The organism is Parvimonas sp. D9, from assembly GCF_035282565.1.
Taxonomy (GTDB): domain Bacteria; phylum Bacillota; class Clostridia; order Tissierellales; family Peptoniphilaceae; genus Parvimonas; species Parvimonas micra.
On sequence record NZ_JAYKBM010000001.1, the window covers coordinates 54,777 to 76,630 of the forward strand.

25 protein-coding genes are annotated in these 21,854 nt (G+C 28.6%); 24 read left to right on the plus strand and 1 reads right to left on the minus strand.

Translation table 11 applies throughout. The annotated features are described in order from the left end of the window. Position 1: 1 nt before the first annotated feature. From yihA to VJI94_RS00375, 7 genes are all read left to right on the plus strand, one after another. Positions 2-592, plus strand: coding sequence for a ribosome biogenesis GTP-binding protein YihA/YsxC (yihA, locus tag VJI94_RS00345; protein ID WP_009448310.1), 591 nt, complete (start codon positions 2-4; stop codon positions 590-592). 163 nt (positions 593-755) lie between these two features. Then, on the plus strand, positions 756-2,444 hold the full coding sequence (locus tag VJI94_RS00350; protein ID WP_324007946.1) for an ABC transporter ATP-binding protein: 1,689 nt from the start codon (positions 756-758) through the stop codon (positions 2,442-2,444). Positions 2,445-2,473: 29 nt separating this feature from the next. Continuing rightward, positions 2,474-3,433 carry an ABC transporter ATP-binding protein gene (locus VJI94_RS00355; RefSeq protein ID WP_324007947.1) on the plus strand — a complete coding sequence of 320 codons (960 nt, stop codon included), beginning with the start codon at positions 2,474-2,476 and terminating at the stop codon, positions 3,431-3,433. 1 nt (position 3,434) lies between these two features. Continuing rightward, on the plus strand, positions 3,435-4,214 hold the full coding sequence (locus VJI94_RS00360; RefSeq protein ID WP_324007949.1) for an ABC-2 family transporter protein: 780 nt from the start codon (positions 3,435-3,437) through the stop codon (positions 4,212-4,214). Between the two features lie 2 nt (positions 4,215-4,216). Then, positions 4,217-4,990: an ABC transporter permease gene (locus tag VJI94_RS00365; protein ID WP_269753863.1), complete on the plus strand. Its 774-nt coding sequence runs from the start codon at positions 4,217-4,219 to the stop codon at positions 4,988-4,990. 227 nt (positions 4,991-5,217) lie between these two features. After that, positions 5,218-6,549 carry an aminopeptidase C gene (locus VJI94_RS00370; RefSeq protein WP_004833635.1) on the plus strand — a complete coding sequence of 444 codons (1,332 nt, stop codon included), beginning with the start codon at positions 5,218-5,220 and terminating at the stop codon, positions 6,547-6,549. 119 nt (positions 6,550-6,668) lie between these two features. Continuing rightward, positions 6,669-8,381 carry a M3 family oligoendopeptidase gene (locus tag VJI94_RS00375; RefSeq protein WP_324007952.1) on the plus strand — a complete coding sequence of 571 codons (1,713 nt, stop codon included), beginning with the start codon at positions 6,669-6,671 and terminating at the stop codon, positions 8,379-8,381. Positions 8,382-8,420: 39 nt separating this feature from the next. Here VJI94_RS00375 and purB read toward each other — a convergent pair whose 3' ends face one another. Next, positions 8,421-9,851, minus strand: a complete 1,431-nt coding sequence (purB, locus tag VJI94_RS00380) for an adenylosuccinate lyase (protein ID WP_324007953.1) — start codon at positions 9,849-9,851, stop codon at positions 8,421-8,423. A gap of 316 nt (positions 9,852-10,167) precedes the next feature. Between purB and VJI94_RS00385 the strand changes: the two genes are divergently transcribed. The 17 genes from VJI94_RS00385 to rplE all read left to right on the plus strand — a co-directional run bounded on the left by VJI94_RS00385 (position 10,168) and on the right by rplE (position 21,850). After that, a complete protein-coding gene (locus VJI94_RS00385) occupies positions 10,168-11,232 on the plus strand; it encodes a polysaccharide deacetylase family protein (RefSeq protein WP_314719980.1) in 1,065 nt (354 codons plus the stop codon). A gap of 7 nt (positions 11,233-11,239) precedes the next feature. Then, positions 11,240-12,451: a DNA recombination protein RmuC gene (locus tag VJI94_RS00390; protein ID WP_029948881.1), complete on the plus strand. Its 1,212-nt coding sequence runs from the start codon at positions 11,240-11,242 to the stop codon at positions 12,449-12,451. Between the two features lie 316 nt (positions 12,452-12,767). Continuing rightward, positions 12,768-15,017, plus strand: a complete 2,250-nt coding sequence (locus tag VJI94_RS00395; protein WP_324007954.1) for a DUF1542 domain-containing protein — start codon at positions 12,768-12,770, stop codon at positions 15,015-15,017. Positions 15,018-15,455: 438 nt separating this feature from the next. Beyond that, positions 15,456-15,791, plus strand: coding sequence for a 30S ribosomal protein S10 (gene rpsJ / locus VJI94_RS00400; RefSeq protein WP_004833624.1), 336 nt, complete (start codon positions 15,456-15,458; stop codon positions 15,789-15,791). 52 nt (positions 15,792-15,843) lie between these two features. Then, positions 15,844-16,470, plus strand: coding sequence for a 50S ribosomal protein L3 (gene rplC, locus VJI94_RS00405; RefSeq protein ID WP_029948883.1), 627 nt, complete (start codon positions 15,844-15,846; stop codon positions 16,468-16,470). A 17-nt stretch (positions 16,471-16,487) separates the two neighbouring features. Beyond that, complete coding sequence (gene rplD / locus VJI94_RS00410; protein WP_029948884.1) at positions 16,488-17,111, plus strand: 50S ribosomal protein L4; 624 nt, start codon at positions 16,488-16,490, stop codon at positions 17,109-17,111. Further along, positions 17,108-17,398 carry a 50S ribosomal protein L23 gene (gene rplW / locus VJI94_RS00415; protein ID WP_172965474.1) on the plus strand — a complete coding sequence of 97 codons (291 nt, stop codon included), beginning with the start codon at positions 17,108-17,110 and terminating at the stop codon, positions 17,396-17,398. Before rplD ends, rplW begins: the two co-directional genes overlap by 4 nt. Before the next feature lie 17 nt (positions 17,399-17,415). Then, on the plus strand, positions 17,416-18,249 hold the full coding sequence (gene rplB / locus VJI94_RS00420) for a 50S ribosomal protein L2 (protein ID WP_029948886.1): 834 nt from the start codon (positions 17,416-17,418) through the stop codon (positions 18,247-18,249). A gap of 16 nt (positions 18,250-18,265) precedes the next feature. Next, on the plus strand, positions 18,266-18,550 hold the full coding sequence (gene rpsS / locus VJI94_RS00425) for a 30S ribosomal protein S19 (RefSeq protein ID WP_004833618.1): 285 nt from the start codon (positions 18,266-18,268) through the stop codon (positions 18,548-18,550). A gap of 19 nt (positions 18,551-18,569) precedes the next feature. Next, positions 18,570-18,902, plus strand: a complete 333-nt coding sequence (rplV, locus tag VJI94_RS00430; RefSeq protein WP_004833617.1) for a 50S ribosomal protein L22 — start codon at positions 18,570-18,572, stop codon at positions 18,900-18,902. Between the two features lie 17 nt (positions 18,903-18,919). After that, on the plus strand, positions 18,920-19,654 hold the full coding sequence (gene rpsC / locus VJI94_RS00435) for a 30S ribosomal protein S3 (protein WP_004833616.1): 735 nt from the start codon (positions 18,920-18,922) through the stop codon (positions 19,652-19,654). 23 nt (positions 19,655-19,677) lie between these two features. After that, on the plus strand, positions 19,678-20,112 hold the full coding sequence (gene rplP / locus VJI94_RS00440; protein WP_004833615.1) for a 50S ribosomal protein L16: 435 nt from the start codon (positions 19,678-19,680) through the stop codon (positions 20,110-20,112). Continuing rightward, positions 20,102-20,308 (plus strand): 50S ribosomal protein L29, encoded by a 207-nt coding sequence (rpmC, locus tag VJI94_RS00445; protein ID WP_004833614.1) that lies wholly within the window; start codon positions 20,102-20,104, stop codon positions 20,306-20,308. The genes rplP and rpmC overlap by 11 nt, the downstream gene beginning before the upstream one ends. A gap of 6 nt (positions 20,309-20,314) precedes the next feature. Beyond that, a complete protein-coding gene (gene rpsQ, locus VJI94_RS00450) occupies positions 20,315-20,569 on the plus strand; it encodes a 30S ribosomal protein S17 (protein WP_004833613.1) in 255 nt (84 codons plus the stop codon). A gap of 24 nt (positions 20,570-20,593) precedes the next feature. After that, a complete protein-coding gene (rplN, locus tag VJI94_RS00455) occupies positions 20,594-20,962 on the plus strand; it encodes a 50S ribosomal protein L14 (RefSeq protein WP_004833612.1) in 369 nt (122 codons plus the stop codon). A 14-nt stretch (positions 20,963-20,976) separates the two neighbouring features. After that, on the plus strand, positions 20,977-21,288 hold the full coding sequence (rplX, locus tag VJI94_RS00460) for a 50S ribosomal protein L24 (protein WP_004833611.1): 312 nt from the start codon (positions 20,977-20,979) through the stop codon (positions 21,286-21,288). A 19-nt stretch (positions 21,289-21,307) separates the two neighbouring features. After that, positions 21,308-21,850, plus strand: a complete 543-nt coding sequence (rplE, locus tag VJI94_RS00465) for a 50S ribosomal protein L5 (protein WP_009372736.1) — start codon at positions 21,308-21,310, stop codon at positions 21,848-21,850. Positions 21,851-21,854 lie beyond the last annotated feature (4 nt).

Below are 21,854 nucleotides of genomic sequence, written 5' to 3' on the forward strand. Positions count from 1 at the left end.
TGTGAAAATAATCTCAAGTGAATTAGAACAAATAGCTGCGATTATTTCACAGTATCCAGATTCTAATTTAAAAGAAGTTGCGTTTGCCGGCAGGAGTAATGTTGGGAAATCAAGTTTTATAAATGCTTTCATAAACAGGAAAAATTTAGCGAGAACTAGTTCCAAACCTGGAAAAACAAGAACAGTAAATTTTTATAAAATAAATAATTCATTTAGATTAGTGGATTTGCCAGGATATGGATATGCACAAGTTTCTAAAAGTGAAAAAGAAAAATGGGGAGTAATTATTGAAACCTATCTTTCTAATAGAGAAAATTTGTGTGAAGTTATTCTTATTGTAGATATTAGACATGCTCCTAGTAAGGAAGATGTTATGATGTATAACTGGCTTTTAGAATATGGATTTAGTGGTTATGTTATAGCAACTAAAGCTGATAAAATTTCTAAAGGACAATGGAATAAACATTTAAAAGTTGTTAGAGAAACTTTAGGAATAAAGGATATGAATTTAGTTATTCCATTCAGTTCGGATTCTAAAGCAAATTTAGAGGCAGTCCATAATAAAATAGAAGAAATATTAAGCTGTGAGTAATCACAGCTTTTTTAGTCTATATTTCTTGTTAATAGTAATTAATTTAAGATTTATAATTGAATTAAAGCTAGTCCTTACTATTGACTTTTTAACCTGTTTCTTCTAAAATAGTGCTATAAATATGATATTCTTTGAAAAGGTTATTTGTTGAGGAGGAAATAATATGAAAAAAATATGGAAAAATAATTTGAATATTTTGCTACCACTTTTTGTAGTTATGTTTATTTATATTTCATTGGAAATTGGAGTTGCAATGTTTTTTGGTTATGTTATAGATTCAGCAAGTGGAGCAATAAATATGCAATTTTCTAAGGTTATGATTTATACTTTTGCTTTACTTATTACAGAGAGCGTTTTTAAATGGATTTATGAAGTTATGAGTTATAAATTTGTAGCTAAAATGTCTTTAGATACAAAGATTTACATATTTAATAATTTAATAAAACAAGATATTGAAAGTTTTTATAATAATGATGTAGGGGATAAGATTTCAATTCTTACTAATGATATTAATACAATAGAAACAGAGTATTTTAGAACATTTTTAAATTTAGTTAAATCAGGATTTTTGTTTCTTTTTGCCTTTGGGACAATTTTCTATGTTTCCTATCAAATGACGATTGCTTTAATGATATTGTCTATAATTTCATTTGTTTTTGGAAATATTCCGATGAAAAATTTAAAAACTTTTAAAGAGAAATTTTCAAATTCTCAAAGTGAATATACTGCAAGAACAAGCGAATATTTTAATGGTTATGAAACAATCAAAGTATTTGGACTGGAAAAATTTATTTCGAAAGTATTTTATAATAACTCAAAAAATGTTTATGACAAAGGACTTGCATATCAGAAAAGATATAGTTTAGTAACTATGATTTCATACTTTTTTGGAGGTTTTACATTTTTAGGTGGTTTTGTTTGTGGGGGATATTTAGCGTATAAAGGATTTATAACACTTGGACAAATGATTGTTTGTGTTCAACTTACAAATCATATTGTAAATCCTTTGATGTTTGCTATAGAATCTTATGGAAAATTTAAGTCTGTTGATAAAATATTAAATAAAATCGAAAATACTTTAATTTCAGAAGAAAATGTTGAAACAACAGAAATTAAAGACTTTAATAATAAGATTTCTTTAGAGGATGTTAGCTTTAAATATGATGATAAAAAAGTTTTGGAAAATATAAGTTTTGATTTTGAAAAAGGCAAAAAATATGCTTTAGTAGTTTTATCAGGAAGTGGAAAATCAACTTTGATGAAGCTAATTTCAAAAAGAATTAAAGCAGATGAGGGAAAAATTTGTATAGATGGAACTGATTTGGATGAAATTTCAAGAAATTCTATTATAAATTTAATTTCAACAATTAATCAAAATGTATTTCTATTCAAAGGAAGTATTTATGATAATATAACATTATTTAGTAAAGATTATTCGGAAGAAAAAGTAAAAGATGTTATATTGAAAGCTGAACTTGGTAAATATTTGGATAGATTGTATGACAAGGAATTGATTTCTGAAAACGCAAATAATTTATCAGGAGGAGAAAAACAGAGAATTTCAATTGCAAGGTCTTTGATAAAGGATACAAAGATAATACTTGCTGACGAAATTTTATCAAGTTTGGATAATGAAATTGCATTTTCAATAGAAAAGGGACTACTTGAACTTGAAAATATAACATTGATTTCTGTAACACATAGATTAATAAAGGAAAATTTAAAACAATATGACAAAATATTGGTATTAAAAGATGGGAAGATAGAAGAAAAAGGTAATTTTGAAGAACTTATGAATTTTGATTCATACTTTAAAAAATTATATACAATTTCTGAGGTTGAAAATAATTAATTATTACACTTGGGAGAATTAATTTATTTATGATAAAAATTGAAAATTTATTTTATAGTTATAATTCTTTTGAAAAAGATAGTGGTTTTTTAGGTTCTTTAAAGGATTTTTTCAAAAGAAGAGAAATAAAAAAATCTGCTATTGAAGATTTTAATTTAGAAATCGAAACAGGAGAAATAGTAGGAATTTTAGGTCCTAATGGTTCAGGAAAAACTACATTGATAAAATTGCTTACTGGAATATTAAATCCGGAAAGTGGAAATATTGAGTGTGAAGGATATATTCCTTTTAAGAAGGAAAAATCTTATCTTAAATCAATAGGTGTGGTTATAGGACAAAAGAGCCAATTAATTTGGGATTTACCTGCTGAAGAAACTCTTGAGATGTTAAGATGTATTTACAAAATAGATAAAACAAGTTATAGAAATAAATTGAATAATATGGTTAAATTATTAAATTTAGAAGATAAGCTAAGGGTTCCGGTTAGAAAATTATCGCTTGGAGAGAGAATTAAGTTTGAGATAATCTGTGCTTTAATTCATAGTCCTAAAATTTTATTTTTAGATGAACCTACGATAGGATTGGATATAACAAGTCAAAGGTCGATACATGAGTTTTTACTTGATATAAATAAAAAAGACAATGTGACTATATTTTTAACTTCTCACTATATGAAAGACATTGAAACATTGTGTGATAGGGTTATAATTTTGTTAAATGGGAAAAAGGTGGAAGATTCAAATATAAATGAAATTATAAATAAATTCTCTGCTAAAGATGAATACATAATAGAATTTAAAGATTTTATACCTGATGAATTTAATCGTTTTAAATTTTTGGATAAGAAAAAATTACAGGTAAATTTTGATGAGGCAAAATTTATATTAAAAAATGTGGATTTTTCACTTATGAAAAATATATCTTGTGAAAATAAAAGCTTTGAAGATGTAGTTTTTGATATTTTCAGCGAATGTAAAAAGGAGGATTAAAATGAGTAAATATTTACCAACTTTTTTTAATCAGCTGAATATACAATTAAGCTATAAGTTTAATTTTATTTCCAATATATTTGTTAATATATTAAGTATTTTAATTTCTATATTTACTTGGAAGGGTATTTTTGAAAGTACTTCAGTAGAAACTATTGGAGGTTTTACTAAAACTCAAATGATTTATTATATAATTATTTCAAATATTGGGATGATTCTATTTTCAAGTGAAAATGTTGTTAATATGGGGCATCTTGTTAGGAGTGGAAAGCTTACTTCCATGTTGATTAGACCATATTCTATATTAATAAATTCCTTTTTTGCATTTTTAGGAAAGAAGTTTATATTTATTGTTTTTTATGTCCTTATGTTTATTCTGTCTTTTTTTGTTAATGCAAATATAGGATATTTTTTGTTGGTGTTTTTGTTCTTTATAATAAATTTTTGTATGTTTTTTATGCTGGTTTCTCTTGTTGGAAATCTTGGATTCTATTTGATAAATATGTGGACATTAAGACCTTTAATAAATTCAGTTTACTTACTATTTGGAGGACTGCTTTTTCCTTTAAATTTATTGGGAAATAAAATTTATAAAATAGTTGATAAAAACCCATTTGCAATAGTAGGATTTAATTTTACAAGGGCTATGCAAGGAAAATTAACAATTGAAGAATTAATTTTTTATATAATTCTTTCTTTTTCTTGGTTTATTCTATTTTTTGTTCTATATAAAATTACTTATTATTTTGGACTGAAAAGATATGAGGGAATGGGAGCATAAATATGAATTTTAGATTGTATAAAAAGTTTTTATCTCATAGTTTTCAAGAGTTTTTAATTTATAGATCTACTGCAATTGTAACAATAGTTTTCGGCTTGATATTTTTTCTTGCTGAATTTATTGCAGGGGTAATTTATTTTGATTATACTGAAACAATATATGGTTGGATAAAAAATGACTATTTACTTTTAATATCAGTAGCTTCTGTAATAAGTTACGGTTATCAGTTTTTATTTACCGTTGCTCATGAAAATTTATATGAATTTATATTAGATGGAGAATTGGATTATATTTTAATTAGACCGGTAAATTCTTTTTTGTTTTACTCATTTTATAGGGTGGATTTTCCGAGTTTGATTAATCTATTTATAGCTTTGTGTTTTCAAATCTTTATGTTGACAAAATATAGTTTAAACTTAGTTTTAATAATTGAATTTATTATTTCTATTTTTTTATCAATATACTTAGTATTTTTGTTAAATCAGATTGTAATAACTATTTCATTTTGGAAAGAACATTCAAGTGCCATAATGGGAATACCGGAATACCTAATTGATTTTTCAAGCAGGCCAAAGTCTATTTATCCTAAATCAATACAGTTTGCATTAATTTATATAGTTCCTATTTTGCTGTCAATTAATCTACCTGTACTTATAGTTAAAGGGGAAGCTTCTGTTTTAAGTATATTATATATATTCTTATTCGATTTATTGGGAACTATTTTTGCGATATTTCTTTGGAAAAAAGGCTTGAAGAAATATGTATCAGCTAATTAGTTGCTATTAAAAAATAAATATTGAAATTAACTAAATCTTAATTAATAAAGTATATTTTATTTCATTAGGGTTTATCTATTATGTTGGATAGAATTATATGGTGAAAAAATAATTTTTAAAAATAAAATTGATAAAAAATATCAATTATATCTAAAAATCTATTGAAATATTTTTTTTGTTGTGCTATTATGAGTATGTTGAAAATAAAAAAATGGAGGGAATAAATTATGGTAACAAATGAAATGATGAAAAATTTTAAAGAACGTTTTGAAAGCGATTTATCAAGCAAAGTAATTTCAAATGCAATTGCAAAAAATGGTATTCAAGATAGTTCAATTAATAATGATGCTTTAAGATTTCATAATTTTAAGTTTTCAGACAGCGTAAAGAAAGCTGAAATTACAAATCAAAAGAAATCAGGACGTTGTTGGATGTTTTCAGGGCTTAATGTTTTGAGATTAAAAGTTATGGAAAGACTTAATTTAAAAACTTTTGAATTTTCACAAGTTTATCTTTTCTTTATGGATAAAATGGAAAAATCAAATAATTTCTTAGAACTTATGATTGAACATATAGATGAGCCATTAGGATCAAGGCTTATGGATAGTTTGTTAGATTTAGGAGCTGATGATGGGAACTTTTTTGAATGTTTTGATGATTTAATTTCAAAACATGGTATTGTTCCTAAGTCAGTTATGCCGGAAACTTTCAGTTCATCCGATTCAGGTGCTTTTGTTGAACAAATCAATGTAAGACTAAAGAGAACTGCAATGAATATGAGAAAAGCACATTCAAATGGAGCTTCAGTTCAAGAATTAAAGAAATTAAAAGAAGAAACTCTTTATGAAGTTTATAATATTTGTACAAAAGTTTTAGGAAAATTACCAGAAACTTTTGATTTTGAATATACAGATAAAGACGATAAATTCCAAAAGATTACAAATTTAACTCCAAAAAAATTCTATGAAGAATATGTTGGAAATTATTTTGAAAATAAAGTTGATTTAATTGAAGATCCAAGGGGCAAGTATCCATTTGGTAAAAGAATAGAATTAAAATATTTTAAATCTGTTAGAGAAGGAAATCCTGTTGCTTCTTTAAATGTTCCTCAAGAAGACATTAAAAAAGCTATAATCGCATCTATAAAAGCTGGAGAAGCTGTGTGGTTTGCTTGTGATGTTATGAAGAATTGTGATAGAAAATTAGGCATAATGGATAAAGATTTATTTAATTATGATGAAACTTTAACAGAACTTGGAGAATTTTCTAAAGCAGATAGAATCGACTATAGATATACAGATTTAACTCATGCTATGACATTTGTAGGAGTTGATTTGGATGAAAATGGAAATCCAATTAAGTGGCAAGTTGAAAACTCTTGGGGAGATGAAGTTGGAGAAAAGGGAATATTCTCAATGAGCGACTCTTGGTTTACAAATGAAAACATTTCAGCAATAGTAGATAAAAAATTCGTTGATGAAAAATGGTTAAAAGGTTTAGAAGAAGAATCTATAAAGATTGAACCTTGGGAACCATATGCAATGATGTTAAAAAGATAGTTTTTAAGGAATTACTACGGTAATTCCTTTTTTTGGATTTTTAAATCTTTATAAGACTATTTTTTATTGTCAAATTATGTTAAAATAGTTTTGAAATATTAATTAAATAGGAGGTATTTATGACTAAAGATAATTTAGATTTAAAGTTTGGAGACTATAAATATATTCGTCCAGATTTTGAAAAACTTAGAACTGATATTAGAACTTTGACTCAAAGACTTGTAAATGCTAAAACGGTTGAAGAAGCTATTGAAACGTATAATGAACTTGATGAATTAAATTCAAATGCTGACAGTATGGTTGCTTTGGCTCATGTAAAAAATTCAATAGATACTAAAGATGAATTTTATGATAAAGAAATGCAATTTATTCAAGAAAATTCTCCGAAAATTGAAGAAGTTTTAGTTGAATATATTAGAGAATTTGTAAACAGTAAATTTAGAAAAGAGCTTGAAGAAAAGTTTGGAGTTTATTTATTCCAAAAATATGAAAATTATTTATTGACTTTTAATCCTTCAATTATGGATGATTTAGTTGAAGAAGCAAAGGTTGTTATGGAATATCAAAAACTTTTATCTTCTTGTTCAAAAGAATGGAATGGGGAACAATTAAATCTTACTCAGCTTGCTAAATACTCTCAAGATTCAGATGCAGATATCAGAAGAAAAGCTACAAATCTTATTTCAGAAGTTTATGAAGAACAAACTGAAAAATTAGATGAAATTTATGATAAGGTTGTTAAGATAAGAGATAGAATGGCTAAAAAGTTAGGATATAAAAACTTTATTGAGCTTGGTTATAAAAAAATGGGTAGAGTTGACTACAATGCAAAAGATGTTGAATCTTATAGAAAACAAATTGTAGAAACTATCGTTCCTATTTGTAATAAGTTAAGAGAAGAGCAAAGGAAGAGAATCGGTTTAGATAAACTTACTTTCTATGATGAACCTATTTTCTTTAAATCAGGGAACCCTGCACCTCATGGAGAAAAAGACTGGATGCTTGAAAGAGCTGAAAAGATGTATAGTGAGTTATCTCCTGAAACAAAAGAATTTTTTAACTTTATGAAAACAAAAGATTTATTTGACTTGGATGCTAAGAGTACAAAAGCTGCAGGTGGATACTGTACTTACTTAAGAAATTGGAGAAGCCCTTTTATATTTGCCAATTTTAATGGAACAACTCATGATGTTGAGGTTTTAACTCATGAAGCGGGTCATGCTTTTCAAGTTTTCTCATCAAGAGATTATATTCCTGAATATACTTGGCCAGGAATGGAATCAGCAGAAATTCATTCAATGAGTATGGAATTTTTCACTTGGCCTTGGATGGATTTGTTCTTTAAAGAAGAAGCTGATAAATTTAGATATAAACATATAACTCATTGTTTGATGTTTTTACCTTATGGAGCATTAGTTGATGAATTTCAACATGTTGTATATGAAAATCCGGAACTTTCTCCAAAAGAAAGGCGTGAAAAATATAGAGAATTGGAAAAGAAATACTTGCCATATAGAGATTATGATGGAATAAAGGTTCTTGAAGAGGGTGGATTTTGGTTTAGACAAAGACATATTTATCAAATGCCTTTCTACTATATAGATTATACTTTGGCTCAAGTATGTGCTTTCCAATTCTGGAATAAGGATAGAAAAGACCATAAAACTGCTTTTGCAGATTATTTAAGATTATGTAAAACAGGTGGAACAAAACCTTTCTTACAACTTCTTGAAGTTGCAAAATTAGAAAATCCATTTATATATGGAACTATAAAAAAAGCAGTTGAACCAATAGAAGAATATCTAAATTCTGTTGATGCAAGTAAATTTTAAGAAAAATGTTAACTAAAAAACGCTCCGTCTGGAGCGTTTTTATATTTCAACTTCTTTTATATTTTCAATCATATTTTTATTTTCTTCTAAAATAGGATTAACTTCATTTTCTATAAATTCATCAACTTGAGAAGGACATCTTCCTATATATTTCATTGGATTAAGAACTTCATTAAGTTCATCTTTGCTTATGTCAAAGAAATCATCTTTTTCAATTAATTCTAATAGATTATTTTCTAGGCCTTTTTCTTTTACGTTTTTTCCTGCGATTTGAGAAAGTTCTCTGATTCTTTCGTGAAGTTCCTGTCTGTCTCCACCTTTTTTTACTTGATTCATCATTATGTTTTCACTTGCCATAAAAGGTAATTCAGCCATTAGATGTTTTTCGATTACTTTTTCATAGACTACCATTCCATAAACTATATTTGCATAGAGATTCAATATTCCATCTACTGCTAAAAATCCTTGAGAAATTGAAAGTCTTTTATTTGCACTGTCATCTAAAGTTCTTTCAAACCATTGTGTTGCAAAAGTTATAGATGGATTCATTACATTTGAAATAACAAAATTTGATAAAGCTCCAATTCTTTCTGATTTCATAGGATTTCTCTTATAAGGCATAGCAGATGATCCAATCTGACTTTTACCAAAAGGTTCTTCAATTTCTTTAAGATGTTGTAAAAGTCTTAAATCATTTGAAAATTTATGTGCAGATTGTGCTATATTTGATAATAAAAATAAAATCTTACTGTCAATTTTTCTTGTATATGTTTGACTTGTAACGGCAAAAACACCTTTGAAGTTCATCTCTTTAGCTATATAATTATCAAGTTTTTTAACTTTTTCTTCATCATTATTAAATAATTCCATAAATGATGCTTGACTTCCGGTTGTTCCTTTTGCGCCACGAAGTTTTAAGTTTTCCAATATGAAATTTAATTCTTCAAGATCTATAATTAAATCTTGCATATAGAGCGTTAATCTTTTTCCAACTGTTGTAGGTTGTGCAGCTTGAAAATGTGTATATGCTAAAGTTGGAAGATTTTTATATTTTAGAGCATTTTTCTTTAATAAATTTAAAACATTTATAATTTTTTTCTTTACAATTAAGAGTGCCTCTTTCATAACAATAAGTTCAGTATTATCTCCAACAAAGCAACTTGTAGCACCTAAATGAATAATCCCTTTTGCATTAGGACACTGAACCCCATAGGCATAAACATGACTCATCACATCATGTTTTACAATTTTTTCTCTTTCTAATGCAACATCAAAGTTTATATCATCTTTAAAGGCTTCAAGTTCTTTAATTTGCTCATCTGTTATATTTAGTCCTAAACTTTTTTCTCCTTTTGCAAGAGTTATCCATAATTTTCTCCAAGTTTTAAATTTAAATTCATCGGAAAAAATGTAACTCATCTCTTTACTTGAATATCTACTTGTAAGTGGATTTGAATAAATATCTTTCATAAAAACTCCTTGATAATATATTTTTTACTATCATAATATAATTTATACATAAATGACTTTTTAAATTAAAAAATGATAGGTATAAGTATAACTATATTATATCATAAATCTATTTATATTGTTATTACAAAGAGAACACAAATTTTAAAAATACTTGAAATAAGCAATAATTGAGTTTACAATATATTTATAAATATGTTATAATAAACGGAGCTTATATTTTAACTATATAAGGGAGTCTTGTTATTTGGTAAATTATTATTTTATCAAATAAATTTGCAGATTAACATTGATTTTAAATTAGGAGGTAATTTTAATGATAAATAATGAAGAAAAAAATTTAGATGATAAAGAAAAAAATCTAGATAATAGAGAAAAAATGGTAGATAATGAAGAAAAAATAAAAATAATGAGAAAGAAGAGAAAGAAAAACAGAAGAAAAGAAAATTTTATTATAATAACTGCAGTTTTTTTGGCACTTTTTATTTTTTTAGGTGGTAAGTATGCATTAGATGTTATTTATCAAAATAAGAGTCAAGTACAAAATAAAAATAATCAAAACGAGCAAAAAGAAACTTCAGATAATAACTCAAAAGAAAAGCAAAGTGAATCTGAAAAAGAAACTGAACAAAAAGATTCAAGCGGTATAGACTTTGCAGAATCTGGCAATCATATAAAGTCTGCAGATTCATACGCTTATGATACTGCAGAGATTAGAGATTATATTATGAGTAAAAAAGAATATACAGGAAAGAAAATGGTATTCTTAACTTTTGATGATGGAGTTACTCCGGGAGTTACAGACAAGGCTTTAGATATACTTAAGGAAAAACAAGTTCCTGCTACTTTTTTCGTTGTTGGTAAAACTCTAAATGATCAAGCTAAACCATATTTGGAAAGACAATTAAAAGAAGGACATGGAATTGCTATCCATAGTTTTTCTCATGATTATAATAAATTGTATCCGAAGAGGGTTCCAAATCCTGCTACTATAAAAGAAGAAGCAGAAAAAACTATGTTAAGATTAAAAGAACTTTTAGGAGATAAATTTAATACAAGAGTTTGGAGATATCCTGGTGGACATATGTCTTGGAAAGGACTTGAAAATGCGGGTAACGGAGATGAAACTCTAAAAAGTTTAGGACTTGAATGGATTGATTGGAATAGCTTATCAGGAGATGCAGAACCTCTTAAGGTAAGACCTACAAATAAAGAAGAAATGCTAAAATATGTTAAGACATCTTTAAGTTATTGGAAACAACAAAATGTGGCAGTCGTTTTGATGCATGATTCTCAAGGGAAAAATTTGACATTAGAAACTTTGCCTAGTATAATTGATTATTTTAAATCTAATGGATATGAATTTGGTATTTTAAAATAGGTGAGTTATGAATTATTTATTAACTGGAGTTTTAATTTTATTAGTTATTTTTGCGATTGTTCTGATTTTAAAACTTTTGAAAAAATCAAATGATGAAATTATAAAAGACGAAGATATTTTGAAATTAAAACTCAGTTTTTCAGATGAATTTAACAAATTGAATGAGAAATTAAATGGGAATAACGAAAAAATCTCCAATCAGTTGCTTGAGTTTAAAAATTCTACTAATGATAATATTTTAAAAGCGGGAAAAGAAAATATTGATTCTATTTTTAATTTTAATGATAAGTTAAAATCAGAGTTAAAAAAAGACTTTTTAAATCTTACGGTTGTTGTTGAGGGAAGACTTGATAAAATAAATGAAAGCGTTGAAGTAAAACTGGAAAAGAGTTTTGAAGACACTAAAAAGACATTTAGTAATGTTATGCAAAGTTTAGGAAGACTTGATGAAGCTCAAAAAAAGATGGAGTTTTTATCAAATAATGTTCAAAATCTAAATAATGTTTTGACTGACAAAAAAACTCGTGGGATTTTTGGAGAAGTACAACTGTATCAGGTTTTGTCTTCCGCTTTTGGGAATAACAGTGAAATTTATCAAAAACAATATAAACTTTCTAATGGAACAATGGCAGATGCAGTTATATTTGCACCGGAACCTGTAGGAACGATTTGCATTGATAGTAAGTTTCCATTGGAAAATTATAGAAGAATTTTTGAAGATATATCTGAAAATAAGTTGGAAAACGAAAAGAATTTTGAACAAAACTTGAAAAAACATATTGACGATATTTCTTCCAAGTATATAATAAAAAATGAGACTACAGATCAAGCTATTTTGTTTTTACCTGCAGAAGCCATATTTGCATATCTTAATGCATATATGCCTAAAACTGTTGAATATGCTTATTCAAGAAGAGTTTGGATTACATCTCCAACGACAATGATGGCGATACTTACAACAATACAAGCCGTTTCTCAAAACTTAAAGCAATCTCAATATGCGCTTGAAATTCAGAAAGAGTTAAATTCCCTTTCTGATGAGTTTGAAAGATATGCAAAAAGATGGGAAACACTGGAGAAAGATATAAACAAGGTAAGCAAAGATGTAAAAGATATTTTTACAACTTCTACAAAGATTACGAGACGATTTGATAATATAAAAAATGTTGATGTCTTTGAGAAAGAAGAAGCTGAGGAAGTTTTAAAAATTAAAGAATAAATTTTAAAAAAGTAGTGTATCAGTATAAAAATTTTTCTGAACACTACTTTTTTTGTAAATTTTTAGGCATATAATTTCAGATTGTAATAAAAACATACTATGTTTTTTGTTTATATAACTTTTAAGAGGGTAAAATATAGCGGAGTTAAAATTTTTTAGATGATTTTTCAATTTAATTAATATGATAAATTTTATTCTAATAACTTATAAATGAGATAATTTATCTTTTAATTAAACTTATCTAAATGAAAATAACTCTATAATTTTATAAATAATTTTATAAATTGAAATTATTTAATATCATGTGGAGGTTAAAATGGAGAAGAAAAAAATTGTTTCAGCAGTGTGTTTAGCAACTATGCTTTCCACAACAAGCGTATATTCAATTGCTGCTGCAGAAAAACCGGTAACTCAGACGAGTTCTCGTGCAACAAATGTATTAAAAGCATTAGATAATGATGATCAAAAAGCTTTAAAAGCAAAAGAAGCTGCAAAAAAAGAATTAACTGCTTATGCAAATAGTATTAAGGATAAAGTTAATTCAGACAACACTCTTACAACTGAAGAAAAGAAATCAGCTGTTGATAAGATAGACAAAGCTTTAGCAAGAGCTATAAACCAAGTTAATATCTTACATACTCATAAGTATGTTGATTTAATAAAAAGAGAGATGAAACAAAAGATTGGTGAGGCTTCAGTTGTTAAAAATAAAATTAAGGATATATCTAAAAAAGTTATTGATGAGGAGTTAAAGAAGCAATTTAAAATTATAAATGAAGCTGACGACTCAACAATGGAAGAAAAAAATAAAGCGATTGAAAGTGCTAAAAAAGAAGCTGAAAAAGCAAAGAAAAATATTGATAATGCGAAAACAAATACTGAAGTTCAAAAGGCAAAGAATGATGGAGTTGCTGAAATTCATAAATCAAATCCTGAGTCAAAAGTAAAAGAAACAGCTAAAAAAACTATCGACTCTGTTGCAAAAGAACAACTTGATAAGATTGTTGCTGATAAAAAAGCAAAAGAAGAAGAAAGACAAATGACTATAAAAAAAGTTGATGAAGAAGTTAGAAAAGCTAAAGCTGATATTGATAATGCTAAGACAAACAAAGAAGTTGAAGATATAAAAAATAAAGTTATAGCAAAAATTAAGAATATAAGCATTAAGCAAAAATCTGCAAAAGAAGATGCTAAAAAAGAATTAACGGATTATGCTGAAAAAGCCAAAACTAAAATTAATTCAGATTCAACTCTTACAGACGAAGAAAAGAAAACTGCAGTTGAAAAAGTAGATACAGCGTTGAATAGTGGTTTGAGCCAAATTGATTCTTCAACAATTGACGATTTTATTGATACGATAAAGCAAAAAGTAAAAGGAGAAATTGACAAAGCTGTTAATCCCGAAAACAAAGCTAAAGATATTGCAAAAAAAAGTATTGATGAGGAGTTGGCAAGGCAAAGTCAAATTATAAATGAATCCAACGATTCAACAACTGAAGAAAAAAATACAGCAGTTGAAAAAGCTAAAGATGTAGCAAAAAAATCTAAGGCAAATATTGACAATGCAAAAACAAATAATGATGTTCAAAAGGCAAAAAATGACGGAGTTGCTGCAATTCATAAAGCAAATCCTGAAATTAAAATAAAACTTGAAGCAAAAAAAGCTCTTGATGAAGCTAAAAAGAATAAAATCAAAGCAATCAATGACAATAAGAGCACAACTGAATCTGAAAAGCAAACTGCTATAGATAGAGTTAATGAAGAAACTAAAAAAGGTATATTTGGTATTGTTCAAGCTAAAACAAACAAAGATGTTGAAAATGCTAAAAATGATGCTTTAACAAAAATTAAGAACATAAAGCCTGAATCAAAAGCGAAAACAGATGCTAAAAAAGTTGTTGAAGAAACAGCAAAAGAACAAATCAAAAAAATTAATGCCGACAAAAATTCGACTAAAGAAGAAAAAGACGAAGCTATAAATAAAATAAACAATGAAGTTATGAAGGCAAAGACAGCTATTGATAATGCAAAAACGAGCAAAGATATTGAGAATGCAAAAGATAATGGAGTTAAACAAATTATGCATATAGTTGCTGATACAAACATAAAAACTCCTCTTAAAAAAGCTGTTGAAAATAAAAGTGAAACAATAAAAACAAAAACTTTTAAAAAAGCTAAAAAAGAAAAACAGGATGCTTATCTAAAAGCAATAGAGGAAGGACAAAGAGTTCTTAACAATCCTAAAGCGACTAAAAAGGACGTTGAAAATGCTAATAAAGCCATTGAACTTGCAAAGAAATCTTTAGATGGTATCAAGCAAATGGGACATAACAAGGCTAAAGACAAAACTAAAGAGAATGGTAAAATGAAAGAAAAAGTTAAAGAGTCAAACAGAACCAATGAATCTAATAAGTCAAAAAATTCAAAAAATCCTAATGGACAAAAAAATTCTAAAGGTAATTTACCGAAAACTTCTTATGCAAGTGGAATTGTTGGTTATGGGGTTTCAGTCTTAGCAAGTGTATTAGGCGCCTTCGCTATTGGCAAAAAGAGAAAAGAAGATTAATAGAGTTAATAATATATTAGATACGATATGTATTAAAAATAATTAGGTAGTATATTAAAATTTTGAAATTTGGTATACTACCATTTTTTTGCTCTTAACTTTATGATAATATATAAAAAATATATAAAAAATATATAAAAAATTAAAAATGCGAATTTTTATAACAAAGTATAAACTAAAAGGCAAAAAATGAAAAAAATTTGAAAAAAGTATTGCAATAATCGAGATGATATAGTATAATATATGGGTGCTTATATGCACATAATAGGCGTTGAAGAAATAGGTTGCTCAAATTATGGCTATTTTCCAGCCTTTTGAGGTAATTATTTCTGAGTATGTCGAACTAGATTTCGGCGACGGGTCGCCGTATTTTTTGGAAGTGAAAATGGAACACACGGATGAGTTGATACGGAAGACCTAGTTGCATGATGCCAAAACATGCGAAATAAGGAGGTAAAAAAATTGGCAAACAAGCAAAAAATCAGAATTAGATTAAGAGCTTATGATCATGAATTAATTGATAGCTCAGCACAACAAATAGTGGAATCTGCAAAGAGAACTGGTGCAGAAGTATCAGGACCTATTCCACTACCAACAGAAAAGGAAATCATTACAATCTTAAGAGCTGTTCACAAATATAAAGATAGTAGAGAACAGTTTGAACAAAGAACACATAAAAGACTTATTGATATCCTAAATCCGAATCAAAAAACTTTGGAAAGTTTAAAGAAATTAAATCTTCCAAGTGGTGTAGATATCGAAATTAAGTTATAAATCTTAGAATGATTGTAAATCAATCCGCTGTAAGTAATAGGAGGTGTACTCAATGAAGAGTATTTTAGGTAAAAAAATTGGAATGACTCAAATTTTTACTGAAGATGGAACAGTTGTTCCTGTAACAGTTGTTGAAGCGGGCCCTATGTTCGTTACACAAGTTAAAACTGTTGAAACTGATGGTTATAATGCAATCCAATGTGGATATGTAGACAAAAAAGAAAAGAAGGTTACAAAACCTCTTAAAGGACATTTTGATAAAGTTAGTGTTGGATATAAGAGATTTGTAAGAGAATTCAGATTAAACGAAGGCGAAACTTTTGAAACTGGTCAAGAAATTAAAGTTGACTTATTTGCCGAAGGAGATAAAGTTGATGTTATTGGAACTTCAAAAGGTAAAGGTACTCAAGGTGCTATAAAGAGATGGAATTACGGAAGAGGCCCTGAAGGACATGGTTCTAAATCTCATAGAGTTGCCGGAGCTAGAAGTGCAGGTACTTATCCAGGTAGAGTTCTTAAAGGTAGAAAAGCAAGTGGAAAAACAGGAAATAAAAAGAGTACTGTTCAAAATCTTGTTGTTGTAAAAGTTGACGTTGAAAAGAACCTAATTCTTGTAAAAGGTGCTATTCCGGGACCTAAAGGTGGTTTAGTAACAATTAGAGAAGCGGTTAAAAGATAGTTTAAGGAGGATAAATAATGCCTAAGGTTAATGTTTATAACCAACTTGGAGAAGTTGTTGGTGATATAGAGTTAAACGAAGCTATTTTTGGTATTGAAGTTAATGAACATGTTGTTTATGAAGTAGTAAAAAACCATTTAGCTAACAGAAGACAAGGCACTCAATCAGCTAAAACTCGTGCAGAAGTGCGTGGAGGTGGAAGAAAGCCTTGGAGACAAAAAGGTACTGGTCGTGCTAGACAAGGTAGTATAAGAGCTCCTCAATGGAAAGGTGGCGGAGTTGTATTCGCACCAAAACCAAGAAGTTATAGATACTCAGTTCCTAAAAAAGTAAGAAGACTTGCTATGAAATCTGTTCTTTCTTCAAAGGTTCTTGAAGGAGAATTAAGAATTTTAGATGCTTTAACAATTGATGCATTCAGCACAAAGAAAGCAAAAGAAATTTTGAAAAATTTAAGTTTAGAAACAAAGACTATGATAGTTTTACCGGAAGGAAATGATATGATTATTAAATCATTTGCTAACCTTCCTAAAGTTGAAACTGTTGTTGTAGATTATATGAACGTTTATGATTTAATGAGATTTGATAATCTTGTAATCGTAAAAGATGCCTTATCAAAAATTGAGGAGGTGTATGCATAATGACAGCATATGATATTATTATTAAACCGGTTGTAACTGAACGTTCAATGGAAAATATGGAATCAAAAAGATACACTTTCAAAGTTGATACTAGGGCTAATAAATCAGAAATAAAAAAAGCTGTAGAAACAATTTTTGGTGTAAAAGTTAAACAAGTAAATACAATGAATATTACTGGTAAGAAAAAAAGAATGGGAGCTAATGTTGGCAAAAGACCTGATTGGAAAAAAGCCATTGTTACTCTTACAGAAGATTCTAAAGAAATTGAATTTTTTGAAAGTATTTAATATAGGAGGTAATATTAATGGCTATTAGAAAGTATAAACCAACTTCTGCCGGTGTGCGTGGAATGAGCGTTTTAACTTTTGATGAAATAACTAAGACAAAACCTGAAAAGTCTTTATTAGTTTCTTTATCAAAATCAGGCGGAAGAAATTCATTAGGTAGAGTTACCGTTAGACATAGAGGTGGCGGTGCTAAAAGAAAATATAGAATAATAGATTTTAAAAGAAATAAAGATGGAGTACCTGGAAAAGTTGCTTCTATCGAATATGATCCAAATAGAACTGCTAATATAGCATTAATCCATTATTTAGATGGAGAGAAGAGATATATCTTAGCTCCTGAAGGATTAAAAGTTGGAGATAAGATAGAATCAGGCGAAAATGCTGATATCGTAATTGGTAATGCATTAAAATTAAAAGATATTCCGGTTGGTACAAATGTCCATAATATTGAGTTAAAACCCGGAAAAGGCGGACAACTTGTTAGAAGTGCGGGTTCTGAGGCTCAATTGATGGGTAAAGAAGGAAGATTTGCACAATTGAGATTACCTTCAGGTGAATTTAGATTGATTCATTTGGAATGTAGAGCTACAGTTGGTCAAGTTGGTAATTTAAGTCATGAACTTATAACTATAGGGAAAGCCGGAAGATCAAGACATATGGGTAAGAGACCTCATGTTAGAGGATCAGCGATGAACCCGGTAGATCACCCTCACGGTGGTGGGGAAGGTAGAACTCCTGTTGGACGTCCAGCACCTTCAACTCCTTGGGGTAAACCAGCTTTAGGACTTAAGACTAGAAAGAAAAACAAAAAGTCTAATAAGTTCATAGTAAGAAGAAGAACTAAAAACTAATTAAGGAGGAAAACAAATGGGTAGATCTCTTAAAAAAGGACCATTTTGTGATGATCATCTTTTAAAGAAAATAGACGCATTAAATAGTGCAGATGAGAAAAAAGTTGTAAAAACTTGGTCAAGAAGAAGTACAATTTTTCCACAATTTGTTGGACATACTATAGCTGTGCATGACGGAAGAAAGCACTTACCAATATATATTACTGATGATATGGTAGGACATAAACTTGGAGAGTTCGTTCTAACTAGAACTTACAGAGGTCATGCCGGAAAAAATGAAAAAAATAGTAAAGTAAGATAATAGATAAGGAGGAGATAACATGCAAGCTAAAGCAATTGCAAAATATCAAAGAATTTCACCTCTTAAAGTAAATTTTATTTGTAGAGAAATAAGAGGAAAGCATGTAGATGAAGCTTTATCTATTCTAAGATTCACTCCTAAAGCGGGTGCTAGATTATTAGAAAAGGTATTAAAATCAGCTGTTGCTAATGCAGAAAATAATCATAATTTAGATAGAAAAGACCTTTATGTATTAGAAGCTTATGCAAATGATGCTCCAGTTATGAAAAGATGGAGACCAAAAGCTAAAGGTTCAGCTTACCCAATTTTGAAAAGATCAAGTCATATTGGTGTAACGGTAGCAGAAAGATAGTATAAGGAGGATAAAAAATGGGTCAAAAAGTTAATCCTCATGGGTTAAGAGTTGGAATAATAAAAGATTGGGACTCAAGATGGTTTGCCGATAAAAAAGAATTTGGTAATTTATTAGTAGAAGACCACAATATTCGTAAACTTGTTAAAAAAGAGGTTGCTCTTTCAGGAGTACCTAAAGTTGAAATAGAAAGATCAGCAAATAGAGTAAAGGTTACAGTTTTTACTGCTAAACCCGGAATGGTAATCGGAAAATCAGGTGCTGGTGTTGAAGAATTAAGAGTTAAGATTGAAAAATTAACTGGTAAAAAAGTAATTGTTAATGTTGAAGAAGTTAAGAGACCTGATTTAAGTGCTCAATTAGTTGCTGAAAACATTGCTGGACAATTAGAAAGACGTGTATCTTTCAGACGTGCTATGAAACAAGCTATGCAAAGATCTTTAAAAGCAGGAGCAAAGGGTATTAAAACTGCTGTTTCCGGTAGACTTGGCGGAGCTGATATGGCAAGAACTGAAGGATATTCTGAAGGAACAATTCCTCTACAAACTTTAAGAGCAGACATTGAATATGGATTTGCTGAAGCTGATACTACTTATGGAAAGTTGGGCGTAAAAGTTTGGTTATATAAAGGAGAAGTTCTTCCAGGAATGAAAGCCGCAGTTATTGAAGAAAGACCTGCAAAAAAAGACAGAAGAAATAAAAAAGACAATAAGAAAAGATTTAATAAAACTGGTGCTAAGAAAGAAGCTTAGTTACTGGAAGGAGGAAAGAGTCTATGTTAATGCCTAAGAGAGTAAAATATCGTAGAGTTCATAGAGGCAGAATGACTGGTAAAGCTCTAAGAGGAAATACAATTTCTTATGGAGATTATGCAATTCAAGCATTAGAACCTTGCTGGATGACTGCAAACCAAATTGAATCTGCAAGACGTGCGATGACAAGATATATAAAAAGAGGCGGTAAGATCTGGATTAAAGTATTCCCTGATAAGCCTGTTACTAAAAAACCTGCTGAAGTAAGAATGGGTTCTGGTAAAGGAGCTCCTGAGTACTGGGTAGCAGTTGTTAAACCAGGTAGAGTATTGTTTGAAATGAGTGGAGTTCCTGTTGATGTAGCTAGAGAAGCTATGAGACTTGCTGCTCATAAGTTACCTGTAAAGACTAAATTTATAACTCGTGAGATGAAGGAAGGTGAAGCTAATGAAAATTAAGGAAATTCGCCAAATGAATGATAGTGATTTACAAGCAAAATTAAAGGATTTAAAAGTAGAATTATTTAATTTACGTTTTCAATTAGCCACTGGACAATTAGAGAATCCTATGAGAATTGGTGGCATTAAAAAAGATATAGCTCGTGTTAAGACTATTATCAGAGAACGTGAGCTTAATGCTGGAAAGGAGGCTTAATACTATATGGAAAGAAATAGTAGAAAAGTCATAATAGGAAATGTAGTTTCTAATAAGATGGATAAGACTATAGTTGTAGAAGTTGCAACTTTTGTATCTCACCCACTTTATAAAAAACAAATGAAAAAAACTACAAAATTTAAAGCACATGATGAAAATAATGAATGTTTAATTGGTGATAGAGTTAAAATTATGGAAACAAGACCTCTTTCTAGAGAGAAGAGATGGAGACTTGTTGAGATACTTGAAAGAGTAAAATAATTTTCATCTGGAAAGGAGTATCGTATGATTCAAACAGAAAGTCGTTTAAAAGTTGCTGACAACTCTGGCGCTAAAGAACTTCTTGTTATTAGAGTACTGGGTGGTACTAATAAGAAATATGCAAAAGTTGGCGATATAGTAGTTTGTGCTGTTAAAAGTGCTACACCAGGTGGAGTTGTTAAAAAAAGTGACGTTGTAAAAGCGGTAATCGTTAGAACAACAAATAGTATAAAAAGAAATGATGGAAGCTACATTAGATTCGATGATAATGCAGCAGTAATTATAAAAGATGATAAAAATCCAGTTGGTACAAGAATTTTTGGTTCAGTTACAAGAGAGCTAAGAGCCGGTAACTTTATGAAAATTATATCTCTTGCACCTGAAGTATTATAATAGGAGGTGTTAGAATGAAAATAAAATCTGGAGATACTGTTATTGTAATTGCAGGAAAAGATAAAGGAAAAACTGGAAAAGTACTTAAAACTTTAGTTAAAGAAAACAGAGTAATAGTTCAAGGAGTAAACATTCAAACTAAACACAAGAAAGCTAAGAGTCCTAAGGATGAAGCTGGTTTAATCAAAATTGAGGGAAGTATTGATGTTTCAAATGTAATGTATTTTGATACTAAAGTAAATAAACCTTCTAGAATTGGTTATGCTCTTGAAGGAGATAAAAAAGTTAGAATCAGTAAAAAAAGTGGTTCAAAAATAGATAAATAGTTGAAAGGAGGAATCTTAAGTGACTTCCAGAATGCAAGTTAAATATAAAGAAGAAATAGTTTCTGCTTTAATGGAACGTTTTAAATATAAAAATATTATGGAGGTTCCTAAATTAAATAAGATTGTTATCAATATTGGTTTAGGTTCAGCTAAAGATAATCCAAAAGTTTTAGAAAGCGCTTTAAGAGATTTGGAAATTATTTCAGGTCAAAAGCCTGTAATAACTACTGCTAAAAAATCAATTGCTAATTTCAAATTAAGAGAAGGTATGAAGATTGGTACTAAAGTAACTCTTAGAGGGGAAAAAATGTATGATTTTCTAGATAGATTAGTTAATATAGCTCTTCCACGTGTAAGAGACTTTAGAGGTGTTAGCGCTTCAAGCTTTGATGGTAGAGGAAATTATGCATTAGGTATAAAAGAACAATTAATATTCCCAGAAATCGTATATGATATGATTGATCAAATAAGAGGAATGGATATTATAATAGTTACTACTGCTAAGACTGATGAAGAGTCAAAAGCACTTTTAGAGCTATTAGGAATGCCTTTTAAAAAGTAGTAGG